This is a genomic window from Shigella sp. FC1544, assembly GCF_001722145.1.
In the GTDB taxonomy this organism is placed as follows: domain Bacteria; phylum Pseudomonadota; class Gammaproteobacteria; order Enterobacterales; family Enterobacteriaceae; genus Escherichia; species Escherichia coli.
Genome location: NZ_MECT01000003.1, coordinates 1 through 14,019, shown reverse-complemented (window position 1 = coordinate 14,019; position 14,019 = coordinate 1). Strand labels below are relative to the sequence as shown.

Genomic DNA, 14,019 nt, shown 5'->3' with positions numbered 1-14,019 from the left:
GTGTTGAGGCCAACGCCCATAATGCGTGCACTGGCGCGACATCCGACGCCATTCATGGCCATATCAATGATTTTCTGGTGCGTACCGGGCTGAGAGGCGGTGTAAGTGAACTGTAGTTGCCATGTTTTACGGCAATGAGAGCAGAGATAGCGCTGATGTCCGGCAGTGCTTTTGCCGTTACGCACCACGCCTTCAGTAGCGGAGCAGGAAGGACATCTGATGGAAATGGAAGCCACGCAAGCACCTTAAAATCACCATCATACACTAAATCAGTAAGTTGGCAGCATTACCAGAGCAACAAACGCAAGTACAGCAACCTGTCATTAAACTGAGAAATTTAATCTTTGCCCGTTGCATAACCTTTAATTATTCATATGCATTGCTGTTGTTACTTTTTATATAGCTAACACCAATAATTAACCTTTCTTTTCTGTTTATATAGAGTGAGCACGGCTATTTATGTTATTTTAACAACTATTACTACCAAGCCCATTTATCTGGCTTATAAATTAAAATTAATTATTTAATTGAGAAATGGTTAGGGAGAACCTACATGGCCATAAGCATCAAGGGTGTTAATACCGGTGTTATTCGCAAGAGTAATAATTTCATTGCACTGGCGCTGAAAATTAAAGAACCTCGCAATAAAGAATCGTTGTTCTTTATGTCTGTCATGGAACTGCGCGACCTGCTGATTGCGCTGGAAAGTCGTCTGCATCAAAAGCATAAACTGGATGCTGCTGCACGCCTTCAGTATGAGCAAGCTCGCGATAAAGTCATTAAGAAAATGGCAGAAAACATCCCAGAAATTCTGGTTGATGAGCTTAAAAATGCCGATATTAATCGTCGGGTTAACACGCTGGAACTTACCGATAATCAAGGCGAAAATCTTACCTTCGTATTAACGCTACATGACGGTAGCAAATGTGAGTTAGTCGTCAATGAGTTGCAGATTGAAATGCTAGCGCGAGCAATCATTCATGCAATTAATAATGCGGAAATGCGTGAACTGGCATTACGTATTACCTCACTGTTAGATTTCCTGCCGTTATATGACGTTGACTGCCAGGAAAATGGCAATCTGGAATATGACACCTATTCCCAACCGGAATGGAAACATAACTTGTTCGACCATTATCTGGCGGTGCTTTACCGCTTTAAAGATGAAAGTGGCAAAGAACAATTTAGCGGCGCAGTGGTGAAAACGCGTGAAGCAACGCCGGGTAAAGAAGTAGAGGCGATCACTCGCCGAATGCTTGATTTCAGCCCACGACTGAAAAAACTCGCGGGTGTGCCATGTCAGGTCTATGTTCGCACCGTAGCGGCGAATAACGCCCAACCGCTAACCCAGGATCAATGCTTACGCGCGCTGCATCACTTACGTGTTCAATCCACCAGCAAAACTGCACCACAGGCGAAATAATCTCATCTTTGCTAATGCGAGGCTGGAGCCATCCAGCCTGAAATGACTGATAACGTGATCGTTGGTCATGCCGGATGCGGCGTAAACGCCTTATCCGGCCTACAAATTCTCAAGCATTCAATCAGTTGCAATGCCTGCTGTAGGCCTGATAAGCGAAGCGCATCAGGCAATAATACGTTTGTCACCCAGGCTCTGGATCACATCAGTTCGGGCACTTATAAACCTGACCGATAATCTGGCTATCCGTCGGGACAAAACTGGACAACATTCCCTGCGACGGGCTGCTGATGCCATAAATCACGTTACCGCCCATTGCAGCCGCCTGGTTGCGCAGATCGTTTGCTGCGCCGCGCATAGAACCGCCCTCTTCTCCGTGTTGCCCGGAAAGCCAGTTGCTTTGCTTACCTGTCGCAGTACCAATCAGCTGGCACTCTGCGCCTGGCTGCTCGTCCACAATGCGTACACTCTGACCGGCAGCACTCAATTCGTTGCTGGAGCTACAACCCGCCATCAGTAGCGCGGCACCGACAATCCCTGCTAAGTATTTTACGTGCATGTTATTCCCCATAATCAATGAGCTGGACGCCACTCGCGTCGTCCGTGTCTGAATCTTATACTAGAAAGATGACCAAAAGAAAAACCCCCAGACATTTCTGCCCGGGGGTTTGTTTATTTCTGCGAGGTGCAGGGCAATTACATCATGCCGCCCATGCCACCCATGCCGCCCATACCGCCAGCAGCGCCTAAGTCAGCTGCATCGTTTTTCGGCAGGTCGGTAACCATGCACTCGGTGGTGATCATCAGGCCAGCCACAGAAGCCGCGTACTGCAGAGCAGAACGGGTTACTTTGGTTGGATCCAGGATACCCATGTCGATCATGTTGCCGTATTCTTCGGTTGCTGCGTTGTAACCGTAGTTGCCGTCGCCGCCTTTAACAGTGTTAGCAACAACAGACGGTTCTTCGCCGCAGTTCAATACGATCTGACGCAGCGGAGCTTCCATTGCACGCAGTGCAACTTTGATACCCACGTTCTGGTCTTCGTTCTGACCACGCAGGTCAGCCAGTTTAGACGCTACGCGGATCAGCGCAACACCACCACCAGCAACCACGCCTTCTTCTACCGCAGCACGGGTCGCGTGCAGGGCATCTTCAACGCGTGCTTTTTTCTCTTTCATTTCAACTTCGGTAGCAGCACCTACTTTGATAACTGCAACGCCGCCTGCCAGTTTCGCTACGCGCTCCTGCAGTTTTTCACGGTCGTAGTCAGAAGTTGCTTCTTCAATCTGCTGACGGATCTGAGCAACACGGCCCTGGATTGCAGCTTCTTCACCCACGCCATCAATGATGGTGGTGGTGTCTTTGTTGATCACAACACGTTTAGCCTGACCCAGGTCTTCCAGGGTTGCTTTTTCCAGCTCCATACCGATCTCTTCAGAGATTACGGTACCGCCAGTCAGGGTTGCGATATCCTGCAGCATAGCTTTACGGCGATCGCCGAAGCCCGGAGCTTTAACCGCAGCAACTTTCACGATGCCACGCATGGTGTTAACAACCAGAGTTGCCAGCGCTTCGCCTTCAACATCTTCAGCGATGATCAGCAGCGGTTTACCTGCTTTAGCAACGGCTTCCAGAACCGGCAGCATTTCGCGGATGTTGGAGATTTTCTTGTCCGCCAGCAGGATGAACGGGCTTTCCAGTTCTACTGCGCCAGTTTCCGGCTTGTTGATGAAGTAAGGAGACAGGTAGCCACGGTCGAACTGCATACCTTCAACCACGTCCAGTTCGTCCTGCAGACCGGTACCGTCTTCAACGGTGATAACGCCTTCTTTACCGACTTTGTCCATCGCTTCAGCGATCAGTTTACCTACGGTTTCGTCGGAGTTAGCGGAGATGGTACCAACCTGAGCAATCGCTTTAGAGTCAGAGCATGGTACGGACAGCGCTTTCAGTTCTTCAACTGCAGCGGTAACAGCTTTGTCGATACCACGTTTCAGGTCCATCGGGTTCATGCCCGCAGCAACTGCTTTCAGACCCTCAGTGATGATAGCCTGAGCCAGTACGGTTGCAGTGGTGGTACCGTCGCCTGCAGCGTCGTTCGCTTTAGAGGCAACTTCTTTCACCATCTGCGCACCCATATTTTCGAACTTGTCTTCCAGTTCGATTTCACGAGCAACGGAAACACCATCTTTGGTGATGGTCGGTGCACCGAAAGATTTATCCAGAACTACGTTACGGCCTTTCGGACCGAGGGTAACTTTCACTGCATCTGCCAGTACGTTTACGCCGCGCAGCATTTTCACACGAGCGTCGTTACCGAATTTTACGTCTTTAGCTGCCATTATCTTTATTCCTTAAATTCGTATGTTCAGTGTCGTGCGAGGATTACGCTTCAACAATTGCCAGAATGTCGCTTTCGGACATGATCAACACTTCTTCATTGTCGATCTTCTCAGATTTCACACCGTAGCCATCGTTGAAAATAACGATGTCGCCAACTTTCACATCCAGCGGCTTCACTTCGCCATTTTCAAGGATACGGCCATTGCCGACAGCCAGCACTTCGCCGCGGGTGGATTTAGCCGCTGCAGAGCCGGTCAGAACGATGCCGCCAGCAGATTTAGTTTCAACTTCTTTACGCTTGACGATCACGCGATCATGCAATGGACGAATATTCATTGATAACTCTCCTTTGAGAAAGTCCGTATCTGTTATGGGTGACGCCGGAGCTTACGTGGTTTCCCGGCTGGTGACCAGAGAAATGGGGATGAGGATTCGCCCCTTCAAGGGGGAAAAAGAAAAAAAATTCTGATCAGCACAAAATCGGGTGAAAACCCTGATTCACCTCACATTTCATCGCAATTTCTTCATCGCCGTCATAAGCGAATCTGATTGTGCTACCATCGAAAATCTACGCAGTTGCCCAAAATTTGGGCGCAATCGGATATCAACCCATGAGTGGACTCAAACAAGAACTGAGGCTGGCCCAGGGCATTGGCCTGCTATCGACGTCATTATTAGGCACCGGCGTGTTTGCCGTTCCTGCGTTAGCTGCACAGGTAGCAGGCAATAACAGCCTGTGGGCGTGGCCCGTTTTGATTATCTTAGTGTTCCCGATTGCGATTGTGTTTGCGATTCTGGGTCGCCACTATCCCAGCGCAGGCGGTGTCGCGCACTTCGTCGGTATGGCGTTTGGTTCGCGGCTTGAGCGAGTCACCGGCTGGTTGTTTTTATCGGTCATTCCCGTGGGTTTGCCAGCCGCGCTACAAATTGCCGCCGGGTTCGGCCAGGCAATGTTTGGCTGGCATAGCTGGCAACTGTTGTTGGCAGAACTCGGTACGCTGGCGCTGGTGTGGTATATCGGTACTCGCGGTGCCAGTTCCAGTGCTAATCTACAAACCGTTATTGCCGGACTTATCGTCGCGCTGATTGTCGCTATCTGGTGGGCGGGCGATATCAAACCTGCGAATATCCCCTTCCCGGCACTTGGTAATATCGAACTTACCGGGTTATTTGCTGCGTTATCAGTGATGTTCTGGTGTTTTGTCGGTCTGGAAGCATTTGCCCATCTTGCCTCGGAATTTAAAAATCCAGAGCGTGATTTTCCTCGCGCATTGATGATTGGTCTGCTGCTGGCAGGATTAGTCTACTGGGGCTGTACGGTAGTCGTCTTACACTTCGACGCCTATGGTGAAAAAATGGCGGCGGCAGCATCGCTTCCAAAAATTGTAGTGCAACTGTTCGGTGTAGGAGCGTTATGGATTGCCTGCGTGATTGGCTATCTGGCCTGCTTTGCCAGTCTCAACATTTATATACAGAGCTTCGCCCGCCTGGTCTGGTCGCAGGCGCAACATAATCCTGACCACTACCTGGCACGTCTCTCTTCTCGCCATATCCCGAATAATGCCCTCAATGCGGTGCTCGGCTGCAGTGTGGTGAGCACTTTGGTGATTCATGCTTTAGAGATCAATCTGGACGCTCTTATTATTTATGCCAATGGCATCTTTATTATGATTTATCTGTTATGCATGCTGGCAGGCTGTAAATTATTGCAAGGACGTTATCGACTACTGGCGGTGGTTGGCGGGCTGTTATGCGTTCTGTTACTGGCAATGGTCGGCTGGAAAAGTCTCTATGCGCTGATCGTGCTGGCGGGGTTATGGCTGTTGCTGCCAAAACGAAAAACGCCGGAAAATGGCATAACCACATAATCCGGCGTTTCGACATTAATCCTGGCGATCGTCTTTATGATCAAGGCGGTCGCGCTCATCATCCTTTCGCTGGTACTCACCATCAAAAGTATTACCGCCACCGGTCCCGGCGCTAAAACCGCCGCCTGGCATACGAGAAAAGCGCAAATGCGGCATCAACTTCACTGTCAGATGCTTTTGCACCGGCGGTAATAAAAGCAGAAGACCGAGGAAGTCGGTGAAAAAGCCCGGTAATAAAAGCAGCAAACCGGCAATGATCAGCGAAACACTTTTAATCATCTCCGCCGCTGGGTTTTCACCCGCCGCCATTTTTTGCTGCATCAGCACGAAATTCTTAAAGCCCTGGTTACGTACCAGTGACATCCCGATAACTGACGTGAATATAACCAGCACGAGGGTCAGCAATACCCCCAATACATGGGCAACCTGAATAAAGATTGAAATCTCAATATAGACATAAAGGAAAATGGCAATAAAAGGTAACCAGCGCAAAGGTTTCTCCTGTAATAGCAGCCGGTAAAACCCGGCTACCTGAATGGGTTGCGAATCGCGTTCAGCTTATATTGTGGTCATTAGCAAAATTTCAAGATGTTTGCGCAACTATTTTTGGTAGTAATCCCAAAGCGGTGATCTATTTCACAAATTAATAATTAAGGGGTAAAAAACGACACTTAAAGTGATCCAGATTACGGTAGAAATCCTCAAGCAGCATATGATCTCGGGTATTCGGTCGATGCAGGGGATAATCGTCGGTCGAAAAACATTCGAAACCACATATATTCTGTGTGTATAAAGCAAATCATTGGCAGCTTGAAAAAGAAGGTTCACATGTCAAACAACATTCGTATCGAAGAAGATCTGTTGGGTACCAGGGAAGTTCCAGCTGATGCCTACTATGGTGTTCACACTCTGAGAGCGATTGAAAACTTCTATATCAGCAACAACAAAATCAGTGATATTCCTGAATTTGTTCGCGGTATGGTAATGGTTAAAAAAGCCGCAGCTATGGCAAACAAAGAGCTGCAAACCATTCCTAAAAGTGTAGCGAATGCCATCATTGCCGCATGTGATGAAGTCCTGAACAACGGAAAATGCATGGATCAGTTCCCGGTAGACGTCTACCAGGGCGGCGCAGGTACTTCCGTAAACATGAACACCAACGAAGTGCTGGCCAATATCGGTCTGGAACTGATGGGTCACCAGAAAGGTGAATATCAGTACCTGAACCCGAACGACCATGTTAACAAATGTCAGTCCACTAACGACGCCTACCCGACCGGTTTCCGTATCGCAGTTTACTCTTCCCTGATTAAGCTGGTAGATGCGATTAACCAACTGCGTGAAGGCTTTGAACGTAAAGCTGTCGAATTCCAGGACATCCTGAAAATGGGTCGTACCCAGCTGCAGGACGCAGTACCGATGACCCTCGGTCAGGAATTCCGCGCTTTCAGCATCCTGCTGAAAGAAGAAGTGAAAAATATCCAACGTACCGCTGAACTGCTGCTGGAAGTTAACCTTGGCGCAACAGCAATCGGTACTGGTCTGAACACGCCGAAAGAGTACTCTCCGCTGGCAGTGAAAAAACTGGCTGAAGTCACTGGCTTCCCATGCGTACCGGCTGAAGACCTGATCGAAGCGACCTCTGACTGCGGCGCTTATGTTATGGTTCACGGCGCGCTGAAACGCCTGGCTGTGAAGATGTCCAAAATCTGTAACGACCTGCGCTTGCTCTCTTCTGGCCCACGTGCCGGCCTGAACGAGATCAACCTGCCGGAACTGCAGGCGGGCTCTTCCATCATGCCAGCTAAAGTAAACCCGGTTGTTCCGGAAGTGGTTAACCAGGTATGCTTCAAAGTCATCGGTAACGACACCACTGTTACCATGGCAGCAGAAGCAGGTCAGCTGCAGTTGAACGTAATGGAGCCGGTCATTGGCCAGGCCATGTTCGAATCCGTTCACATTCTGACCAACGCTTGCTACAACCTGCTGGAAAAATGCATTAACGGCATCACTGCTAACAAAGAAGTGTGCGAAGGTTACGTTTACAACTCTATCGGTATCGTTACTTACCTGAACCCGTTCATCGGTCACCACAACGGTGACATCGTGGGTAAAATCTGTGCCGAAACCGGTAAGAGTGTACGTGAAGTCGTTCTGGAACGCGGTCTGTTGACTGAAGCGGAACTTGACGATATTTTCTCCGTACAGAATCTGATGCACCCGGCTTACAAAGCAAAACGCTATACTGATGAAAGCGAACAGTAATCGTACAGGGTAGTACAAATAAAGAAGGCACGTCAGATGACGTGCCTTCTTTCTTGTGAGCAGTAACTTAAAAACAACAATCTAATATCAACTTGTTAAAAAACAAGGAAGGCTAATATGCTAGTTGTTGAACTCATCATAGTTTTGCTGGCGATCTTCTTGGGCGCCAGATTGGGGGGAATAGGTATTGGTTTTGCAGGCGGATTGGGGGTGCTGGTTCTTGCCGCTATTGGCGTTAAACCCGGTAACATCCCGTTCGATGTCATTTCCATTATCATGGCGGTTATCGCCGCTATTTCTGCCATGCAGGTTGCTGGCGGTCTGGACTATCTGGTTCATCAGACAGAAAAGCTGCTGCGCCGTAACCCGAAATACATCACGATCCTCGCACCTATCGTGACCTATTTCCTGACAATCTTTGCTGGTACTGGCAACATCTCTCTGGCGACACTGCCAGTTATCGCTGAAGTTGCGAAGGAACAAGGCGTTAAACCTTGCCGTCCGCTCTCTACTGCAGTGGTATCCGCGCAGATTGCGATCACCGCATCGCCAATCTCAGCGGCAGTGGTTTACATGTCTTCCGTGATGGAAGGTCATGGCATCAGCTACCTCCATCTGCTCTCCGTGGTCATCCCGTCCACCCTGCTGGCGGTTCTGGTGATGTCCTTTCTGGTCACTATGCTGTTCAACTCCAAACTCTCTGACGATCCGATTTATCGCAAGCGTCTGGAAGAGGGCCTGGTTGAACTGCGCGGTGAAAAGCAGATTGAAATCAAATCCGGTGCAAAAACGTCCGTCTGGCTGTTCCTGCTGGGCGTAGTTGGCGTGGTTATCTATGCAATCATCAACAGCCCAAGCATGGGTCTGGTTGAAAAACCGCTGATGAACACCACCAACGCAATCCTGATCATCATGCTCAGCGTTGCAACTCTGACCACCGTTATCTGTAAAGTCGATACCGACAACATCCTCAACTCCAGCACCTTCAAAGCAGGTATGAGCGCCTGTATTTGTATCCTGGGTGTTGCGTGGCTGGGCGATACTTTCGTTTCCAACAACATCGACTGGATCAAAGATACCGCTGGTGAAGTGATTCAGGGTCATCCGTGGCTGCTGGCCGTCATCTTCTTCTTTGCTTCTGCTCTGCTGTACTCTCAGGCTGCAACCGCAAAAGCACTGATGCCGATGGCTCTGGCACTGAACGTTTCACCGCTGACCGCTGTTGCTTCTTTCGCTGCGGTGTCTGGTCTGTTCATTCTGCCGACCTACCCGACGCTGGTTGCTGCGGTACAGATGGATGACACGGGTACTACCCGTATCGGTAAATTCGTCTTCAACCATCCGTTCTTCATCCCGGGTACTCTGGGTGTTGCCCTGGCCGTTTGCTTCGGCTTCGTGCTGGGTAGCTTCATGCTGTAATGATCAATCGCGGGGCGTTCACGCCCCGCTTTCTTTCCCGCCGACTAACATCCTTCCCCCGTACGTTGTATAGTGACCTCTCTCTTGCGGTTCCATCTGTTCTTGCGAGGTGTTTATGCTTGATGAAAAAAGTTCGAATACCGCGTCTGTCGTGGTGCTATGTACGGCACCAGATGAAGCGACAGCCCAGGATTTAGCTGCCAAAGTGCTGGCGGAAAAACTGGCGGCCTGCGCGACCTTGATCCCCGGCGCTACCTCTCTCTATTACTGGGAAGGTAAGCTGGAGCAAGAATACGAAGTGCAGATGATTTTAAAAACTACCGTATCTCACCAGCAGGCACTGCTGGAATGCCTGAAGTATCATCATCCATATCAAACCCCGGAACTTCTGGTTTTACCTGTTACACACGGAGACACAGATTACCTCTCATGGCTCAACGCATCTTTACGCTGATCCTGCTACTTTGCAGCACTTCCGTTTTTGCCGGATTATTCGACGCGCCGGGACGTTCACAATTTGTCCCCGCGGATCAAGCCTTTACTTTTGATTTTCAGCAAAACCAACATGACCTTAATCTGACCTGGCAGATCAAAGACGGTTACTACCTCTACCGTAAACAGATCCGCATTACGCCGGAACACGCGAAAATTGCCGACGTGCAGCTGCCGCAAGGCGTCTGGCATGAAGATGAGTTTTACGGCAAAAGCGAGATTTACCGCGATCGGCTGACGCTTCCCGTAACCATCAACCAGGCGAGTGCGGGAGCGACGTTAACTGTCACCTACCAGGGCTGTGCTGATGCCGGTTTCTGTTATCCGCCAGAAACCAAAACCGTTCCGTTAAGCGAAGTGGTCGCCAACAACGCAGCGTCACAGCCTGTGTCTGTTTCGCAGCAAGAGCAGCACACCGCGCAATTGCCCTTTTCCGCGCTCTGGGCGTTGTTGATCGGTATTGGTATCGCCTTTACGCCATGCGTGCTGCCAATGTACCCACTGATTTCTGGCATCGTGCTGGGTGGTAAACAGCGGCTCTCCACTGCCAGAGCATTGTTGCTGACCTTTATTTATGTGCAGGGGATGGCACTGACTTACACGGCGCTGGGTCTGGTAGTTGCCGCCGCAGGGTTACAGTTCCAGGCGGCGCTACAGCACCCATACGTGCTCATTGGCCTCACCATCGTCTTTACCTTGCTGGCGATGTCAATGTTTGGCTTGTTTACTCTACAACTCCCCTCTTCGCTGCAAACACGTCTCACGTTGATGAGCAATCGCCAACAGGGCGGCTCACCTGGCGGTGTGTTTGTTATGGGGGCGATTGCCGGACTTATCTGTTCACCATGCACCACCGCACCGCTTAGCGCGATTCTGCTGTATATCGCCCAAAGCGGGAACATGTGGCTGGGCGGCGGCACGCTTTATCTCTATGCGTTGGGCATGGGCCTGCCGCTGATGCTAATTACCGTCTTTGGTAACCGCTTGCTGCCGAAAAGCGGCCCGTGGATGGAACAAGTCAAAACCGCGTTTGGTTTTGTGATCCTCGCACTGCCGGTCTTCCTGCTGGAGCGAGTGATTGGTGATGTATGGGGATTACGCTTGTGGTCGGCGCTGGGTGTCGCATTCTTTGGCTGGGCCTTTATCACCAGCCTACAGGCTAAACGCGGCTGGATGCGCGTGGTGCAAATAATCCTGCTGGCAGCGGCATTGGTTAGCGTGCGCCCACTTCAGGATTGGGCATTTGGTGCGACGCATACCGCGCAAACTCAGACGCATCTCAACTTTACACAAATCAAAACGGTAGATGAGTTAAATCAGGCGCTCGTTGAAGCCAAAGGCAAACCGGTGATGTTAGATCTTTATGCCGACTGGTGCGTCGCCTGTAAAGAGTTTGAGAAATACACCTTCAGCGACCCGCAGGTGCAAAAAGCGTTAGCAGACACGGTCTTACTTCAGGCCAACATCACGGCCAACGACGCACAAGATGTGGCGCTGTTAAAGCATCTTAATGTCCTTGGCCTACCGACAATTCTCTTTTTTGACGGACAAGGCCAGGAGCATCCACAAGCACGCGTCACGGGCTTTATGGATGCTGAAACCTTCAGCGCACATTTGCGCGATCGCCAACCGTGAACGACACTTGCAGCGGGAAAGACGGAGGAAAATAGCGTGCAACGTGAAGATGTACTGGGAGAAGCCCTGAAATTATTAGAATTACAAGGGATTGCCAACACCACGCTGGAGATGGTTGCTGAACGTGTGGATTATCCACTGGACGAGCTACGCCGCTTCTGGCCAGACAAAGAGGCAATCCTCTACGATGCGCTGCGTTATCTTAGCCAACAGATAGATGTCTGGCGTCGTCAGCTGATGCTGGACGAAACGCAAACCGCCGAACAAAAGCTGCTGGCACGTTATCAGGCGTTATCGGAGTGCGTTAAAAACAACCGCTATCCGGGCTGTCTATTTATCGCTGCCTGTACGTTTTATCCCGATCCTGGCCACCCTATCCATCAACTGGCCGATCAGCAAAAAAGCGCGGCCTACGATTTCACCCACGAACTGTTAACCACACTGGAAGTTGACGATCCGGCGATGGTAGCAAAGCAGATGGAACTGGTGCTGGAAGGCTGTTTAAGCCGAATGCTGGTGAATCGTAGCCAGGCGGATGTCGACACTGCACATCGGCTGGCGGAAGATATCCTGCGCTTCGCCCGCTGCCGCCAGGGTGGTGCATTGACCTGACAGAAACACAGAAAAGAAGCGATTTGCCGCAATCTTAAGCAGTTGAATCGCTTTTACTGAAATTAGGTTGACGAGATGTGCAGATTACGGTTTAATGCGCCCCGTTGCCCGGATAGCTCAGTCGGTAGAGCAGGGGATTGAAAATCCCCGTGTCCTTGGTTCGATTCCGAGTCCGGGCACCAAATTCATATCAACGGACCTCTACGGAGGTCCGTTTTTCGTTTCAGAACGCCACGATTTAAGCGTTCTGCCTACAAATCAATTCTACCGAACTCAACCAGATTCCCCCCACATCAACCCCATTGTGTGGGTATAATTGCGGGCATACCCCAGTTCGACAGAATTTGTACCCTCTTTAACGCATTCAGAAGGCTGAACTATGGCACTGACTGACGCAAAAATCCGGGCTGCAAAGCCCACTGACAAGGCTTATAAACTCACTGACGGGGCTGGCATGTTCCTGCTGGTACATCCTAATGGCTCCCGTTACTGGCGTCTCCGTTATCGTATTCTGGGTAAGGAGAAGACTCTGGCACTTGGTGTGTATCCAGAAGTTTCTCTCTCCGAAGCTCGTACAAAACGGGATGAGGCCCGAAAACTGATTTCGGAGGGGGTTGACCCTTGCGAACAGAAAAGAGCTAAAAAAGTAGTCCCTGATTTACAGCTCTCTTTTGAACATATTGCGCGACGCTGGCATGCCAGTAATAAACAATGGGCACAATCACACAGCGATAAAGTACTCAAAAGCCTCGAGACTCACGTTTTCCCCTTTATCGGCAACCGGGATATCACAACACTCAATACCCCGGATCTGCTTATCCCTGTTCGTGCTACAGAAGCTAAACAAATTTATGAAATCGCCAGTCGTCTGCAGCAAAGAATATCTGCCGTAATGCGTTATGCCGTACAGTCTGGCATCATCAGATATAATCCTGCTCTGGATATGGCTGGCGCATTGACTACGGTAAAACGCCAGCATCGCCCCGCTCTTGATCTTTCTCGCCTGCCTGAACTTTTGTCGCGTATTGGCAGTTACAAAGGGCAACCTGTCACCCAGCTTGCCGTTATGCTGAATTTACTGGTTTTTATTCGTTCCAGTGAACTCAGATACGCCCGCTGGTCTGAAATTGATATTGACAATGCCATGTGGACTATTCCAGCCGAACGCGAACCCCTGCCAGGCGTAAAATTCTCACACCGGGGCTCCAAGATGCGAACACCACATCTTGTGCCACTCAGCAAACAGGCTGTAGCCATACTGACAGAACTACAGACATGGGCTGGTGAAAATGGTCTGATCTTTACGGGAGCACATGACCCGCGTAAACCAATCAGTGAAAATGTAATGAACGCATCTCACACAATTAAACACGGAGCAGTATGATGGTTAAAAGGGTGAAACTGGCAGGTGTGGAGCCTCGCAGATTTCCGGCATCATAGTGCCCAATACGGGATGCATAAAGCTCCCTCAGACTGGAGACTCCACAAATGAAATATACACCGGTTGGCGTTGATATCGCAAAACATGTCATTCAGATTCACTTCATCAATGAGCACACAGGTGAAGTGGTTGATAAACAGTTGAACCGCCCCGGGTTTCCTGGAGAGTGTTTTATCTGTGAACTCAGGCTGCCAGATCATCGTTTCCGATGGAAGCATAATAAGCTTTTTCTGCTTCTGCCGGAGGAGTATGGCCCAGCCTTTCCAGCAATCGTCGATTGTTATACCAGTCCACCCACGTGAGTGTGGCCAGTTCCACTTCTGCACGGTTTTTCCAGCTCTTACGGTGTATTACCTCCGCTTTGTAAAGACCATTGATGCTCTCCGCCATCGCGTTGTCATACGAGTCGCCTGTACTTCCTGTTGATGCCAGTAATCCGGCTTCCTTAAGCCGCTGTGTGTAGGCCAGCGATACATACTGAGAACCTTTATCACTGTGATGGACCGTGCCGGACGGTCGACGG

Annotated in this window: 13 protein-coding genes, 1 tRNA gene and 2 pseudogenes; 10 read left to right on the top strand and 6 right to left on the bottom strand. The window is 50.1% G+C overall.

What is annotated here, in order from left to right:
• A partial coding sequence (locus BGK49_RS24785; protein ID WP_001650043.1) for an IS1-like element transposase occupies positions 1-236 on the bottom strand: 236 nt, incomplete at its 3' end.
• Positions 237-553: 317 nt separating this feature from the next.
• On the opposite strand from BGK49_RS24785, the gene BGK49_RS00235 reads away from it, so the two are divergent.
• Positions 554-1,423 (top strand): YjeJ family protein, encoded by an 870-nt coding sequence (locus BGK49_RS00235; protein WP_001008051.1) that lies wholly within the window; start codon positions 554-556, stop codon positions 1,421-1,423.
• Positions 1,424-1,625: 202 nt separating this feature from the next.
• On the opposite strand, the gene BGK49_RS00230 is transcribed toward BGK49_RS00235, so the two are convergent.
• The 3 genes from BGK49_RS00230 to BGK49_RS00220 all read right to left on the bottom strand — a co-directional run bounded on the left by BGK49_RS00230 (position 1,626) and on the right by BGK49_RS00220 (position 4,100).
• On the bottom strand, positions 1,626-1,979 hold the full coding sequence (locus BGK49_RS00230; protein ID WP_000558209.1) for a DUF4156 domain-containing protein: 354 nt from the start codon (positions 1,977-1,979) through the stop codon (positions 1,626-1,628).
• 137 nt (positions 1,980-2,116) lie between these two features.
• On the bottom strand, positions 2,117-3,763 hold the full coding sequence (gene groL, locus BGK49_RS00225) for a chaperonin GroEL (protein ID WP_000729117.1): 1,647 nt from the start codon (positions 3,761-3,763) through the stop codon (positions 2,117-2,119).
• A 43-nt stretch (positions 3,764-3,806) separates the two neighbouring features.
• Positions 3,807-4,100, bottom strand: coding sequence for a co-chaperone GroES (locus BGK49_RS00220; protein ID WP_001026276.1), 294 nt, complete (start codon positions 4,098-4,100; stop codon positions 3,807-3,809).
• A 275-nt stretch (positions 4,101-4,375) separates the two neighbouring features.
• Here BGK49_RS00220 and yjeH point away from each other — a divergent pair, with 275 nt between their 5' ends.
• Complete coding sequence (gene yjeH, locus BGK49_RS00215) at positions 4,376-5,632, top strand: L-methionine/branched-chain amino acid transporter (protein WP_000015877.1); 1,257 nt, start codon at positions 4,376-4,378, stop codon at positions 5,630-5,632.
• 15 nt (positions 5,633-5,647) lie between these two features.
• Here the strand turns inward: yjeH and BGK49_RS00210 are convergent, their stop codons facing one another.
• Positions 5,648-6,124, bottom strand: coding sequence for an FxsA family protein (locus BGK49_RS00210; protein ID WP_001267448.1), 477 nt, complete (start codon positions 6,122-6,124; stop codon positions 5,648-5,650).
• 336 nt (positions 6,125-6,460) lie between these two features.
• On the opposite strand from BGK49_RS00210, the gene aspA reads away from it, so the two are divergent.
• From aspA to BGK49_RS28815, 8 genes and pseudogenes are all read left to right on the top strand, one after another.
• Positions 6,461-7,897: an aspartate ammonia-lyase gene (aspA, locus tag BGK49_RS00205; RefSeq protein WP_000069437.1), complete on the top strand. Its 1,437-nt coding sequence runs from the start codon at positions 6,461-6,463 to the stop codon at positions 7,895-7,897.
• Between the two features lie 117 nt (positions 7,898-8,014).
• The gene (gene dcuA, locus BGK49_RS00200) at positions 8,015-9,316 is read left to right on the top strand and encodes an anaerobic C4-dicarboxylate transporter DcuA (protein ID WP_000961959.1); all 1,302 of its coding nucleotides are present in this window, start codon (positions 8,015-8,017) and stop codon (positions 9,314-9,316) included.
• 115 nt (positions 9,317-9,431) lie between these two features.
• Positions 9,432-9,770, top strand: coding sequence for a divalent cation tolerance protein CutA (cutA, locus tag BGK49_RS00195; protein WP_000883402.1), 339 nt, complete (start codon positions 9,432-9,434; stop codon positions 9,768-9,770).
• A complete protein-coding gene (dsbD, locus tag BGK49_RS00190) occupies positions 9,746-11,443 on the top strand; it encodes a protein-disulfide reductase DsbD (protein ID WP_000068980.1) in 1,698 nt (565 codons plus the stop codon). Before cutA ends, dsbD begins: the two co-directional genes overlap by 25 nt.
• 36 nt (positions 11,444-11,479) lie before the next feature.
• Entirely contained in the window at positions 11,480-12,055 is a 576-nt protein-coding gene (locus BGK49_RS00185; RefSeq protein ID WP_001188520.1) for a transcriptional regulator, read from the top strand.
• Positions 12,056-12,161: 106 nt separating this feature from the next.
• Positions 12,162-12,237: transfer RNA gene (locus BGK49_RS00180), tRNA-Phe, on the top strand.
• A 197-nt stretch (positions 12,238-12,434) separates the two neighbouring features.
• A pseudogene (locus BGK49_RS00175) lies at positions 12,435-13,406 on the top strand (tyrosine-type recombinase/integrase); the annotation flags it as partial.
• A gap of 137 nt (positions 13,407-13,543) precedes the next feature.
• Positions 13,544-13,654 (top strand): annotated as a pseudogene (locus BGK49_RS28815) (IS110 family transposase); the annotation flags it as partial.
• 25 nt (positions 13,655-13,679) lie between these two features.
• Here BGK49_RS28815 and BGK49_RS00165 read toward each other — a convergent pair.
• Positions 13,680-14,019 (bottom strand): integrase core domain-containing protein (locus BGK49_RS00165; RefSeq protein ID WP_032232706.1); only part of this gene is annotated, 340 nt, incomplete at its 5' end.

Bases quoted from the DNA above. Each gene is read 5' to 3' on its own strand.
- BGK49_RS00235 (WP_001008051.1), top strand. From the start codon at position 554: ATGGCCATAAGCATCAAGGGTGTTAATACCGGTGTTATTCGCAAGAGT.
- groL (WP_000729117.1), bottom strand. From the start codon at position 3,763: ATGGCAGCTAAAGACGTAAAATTCGGTAACGACGCTCGTGTGAAAATG.
- aspA (WP_000069437.1), top strand. From the start codon at position 6,461: ATGTCAAACAACATTCGTATCGAAGAAGATCTGTTGGGTACCAGGGAA.
- dcuA (WP_000961959.1), top strand. From the start codon at position 8,015: ATGCTAGTTGTTGAACTCATCATAGTTTTGCTGGCGATCTTCTTGGGC.
- BGK49_RS00230 (WP_000558209.1), bottom strand. From the start codon at position 1,979: ATGCACGTAAAATACTTAGCAGGGATTGTCGGTGCCGCGCTACTGATG.
- cutA (WP_000883402.1), top strand. From the start codon at position 9,432: ATGCTTGATGAAAAAAGTTCGAATACCGCGTCTGTCGTGGTGCTATGT.
- BGK49_RS00220 (WP_001026276.1), bottom strand. From the start codon at position 4,100: ATGAATATTCGTCCATTGCATGATCGCGTGATCGTCAAGCGTAAAGAA.
- yjeH (WP_000015877.1), top strand. From the start codon at position 4,376: ATGAGTGGACTCAAACAAGAACTGAGGCTGGCCCAGGGCATTGGCCTG.
- dsbD (WP_000068980.1), top strand. From the start codon at position 9,746: ATGGCTCAACGCATCTTTACGCTGATCCTGCTACTTTGCAGCACTTCC.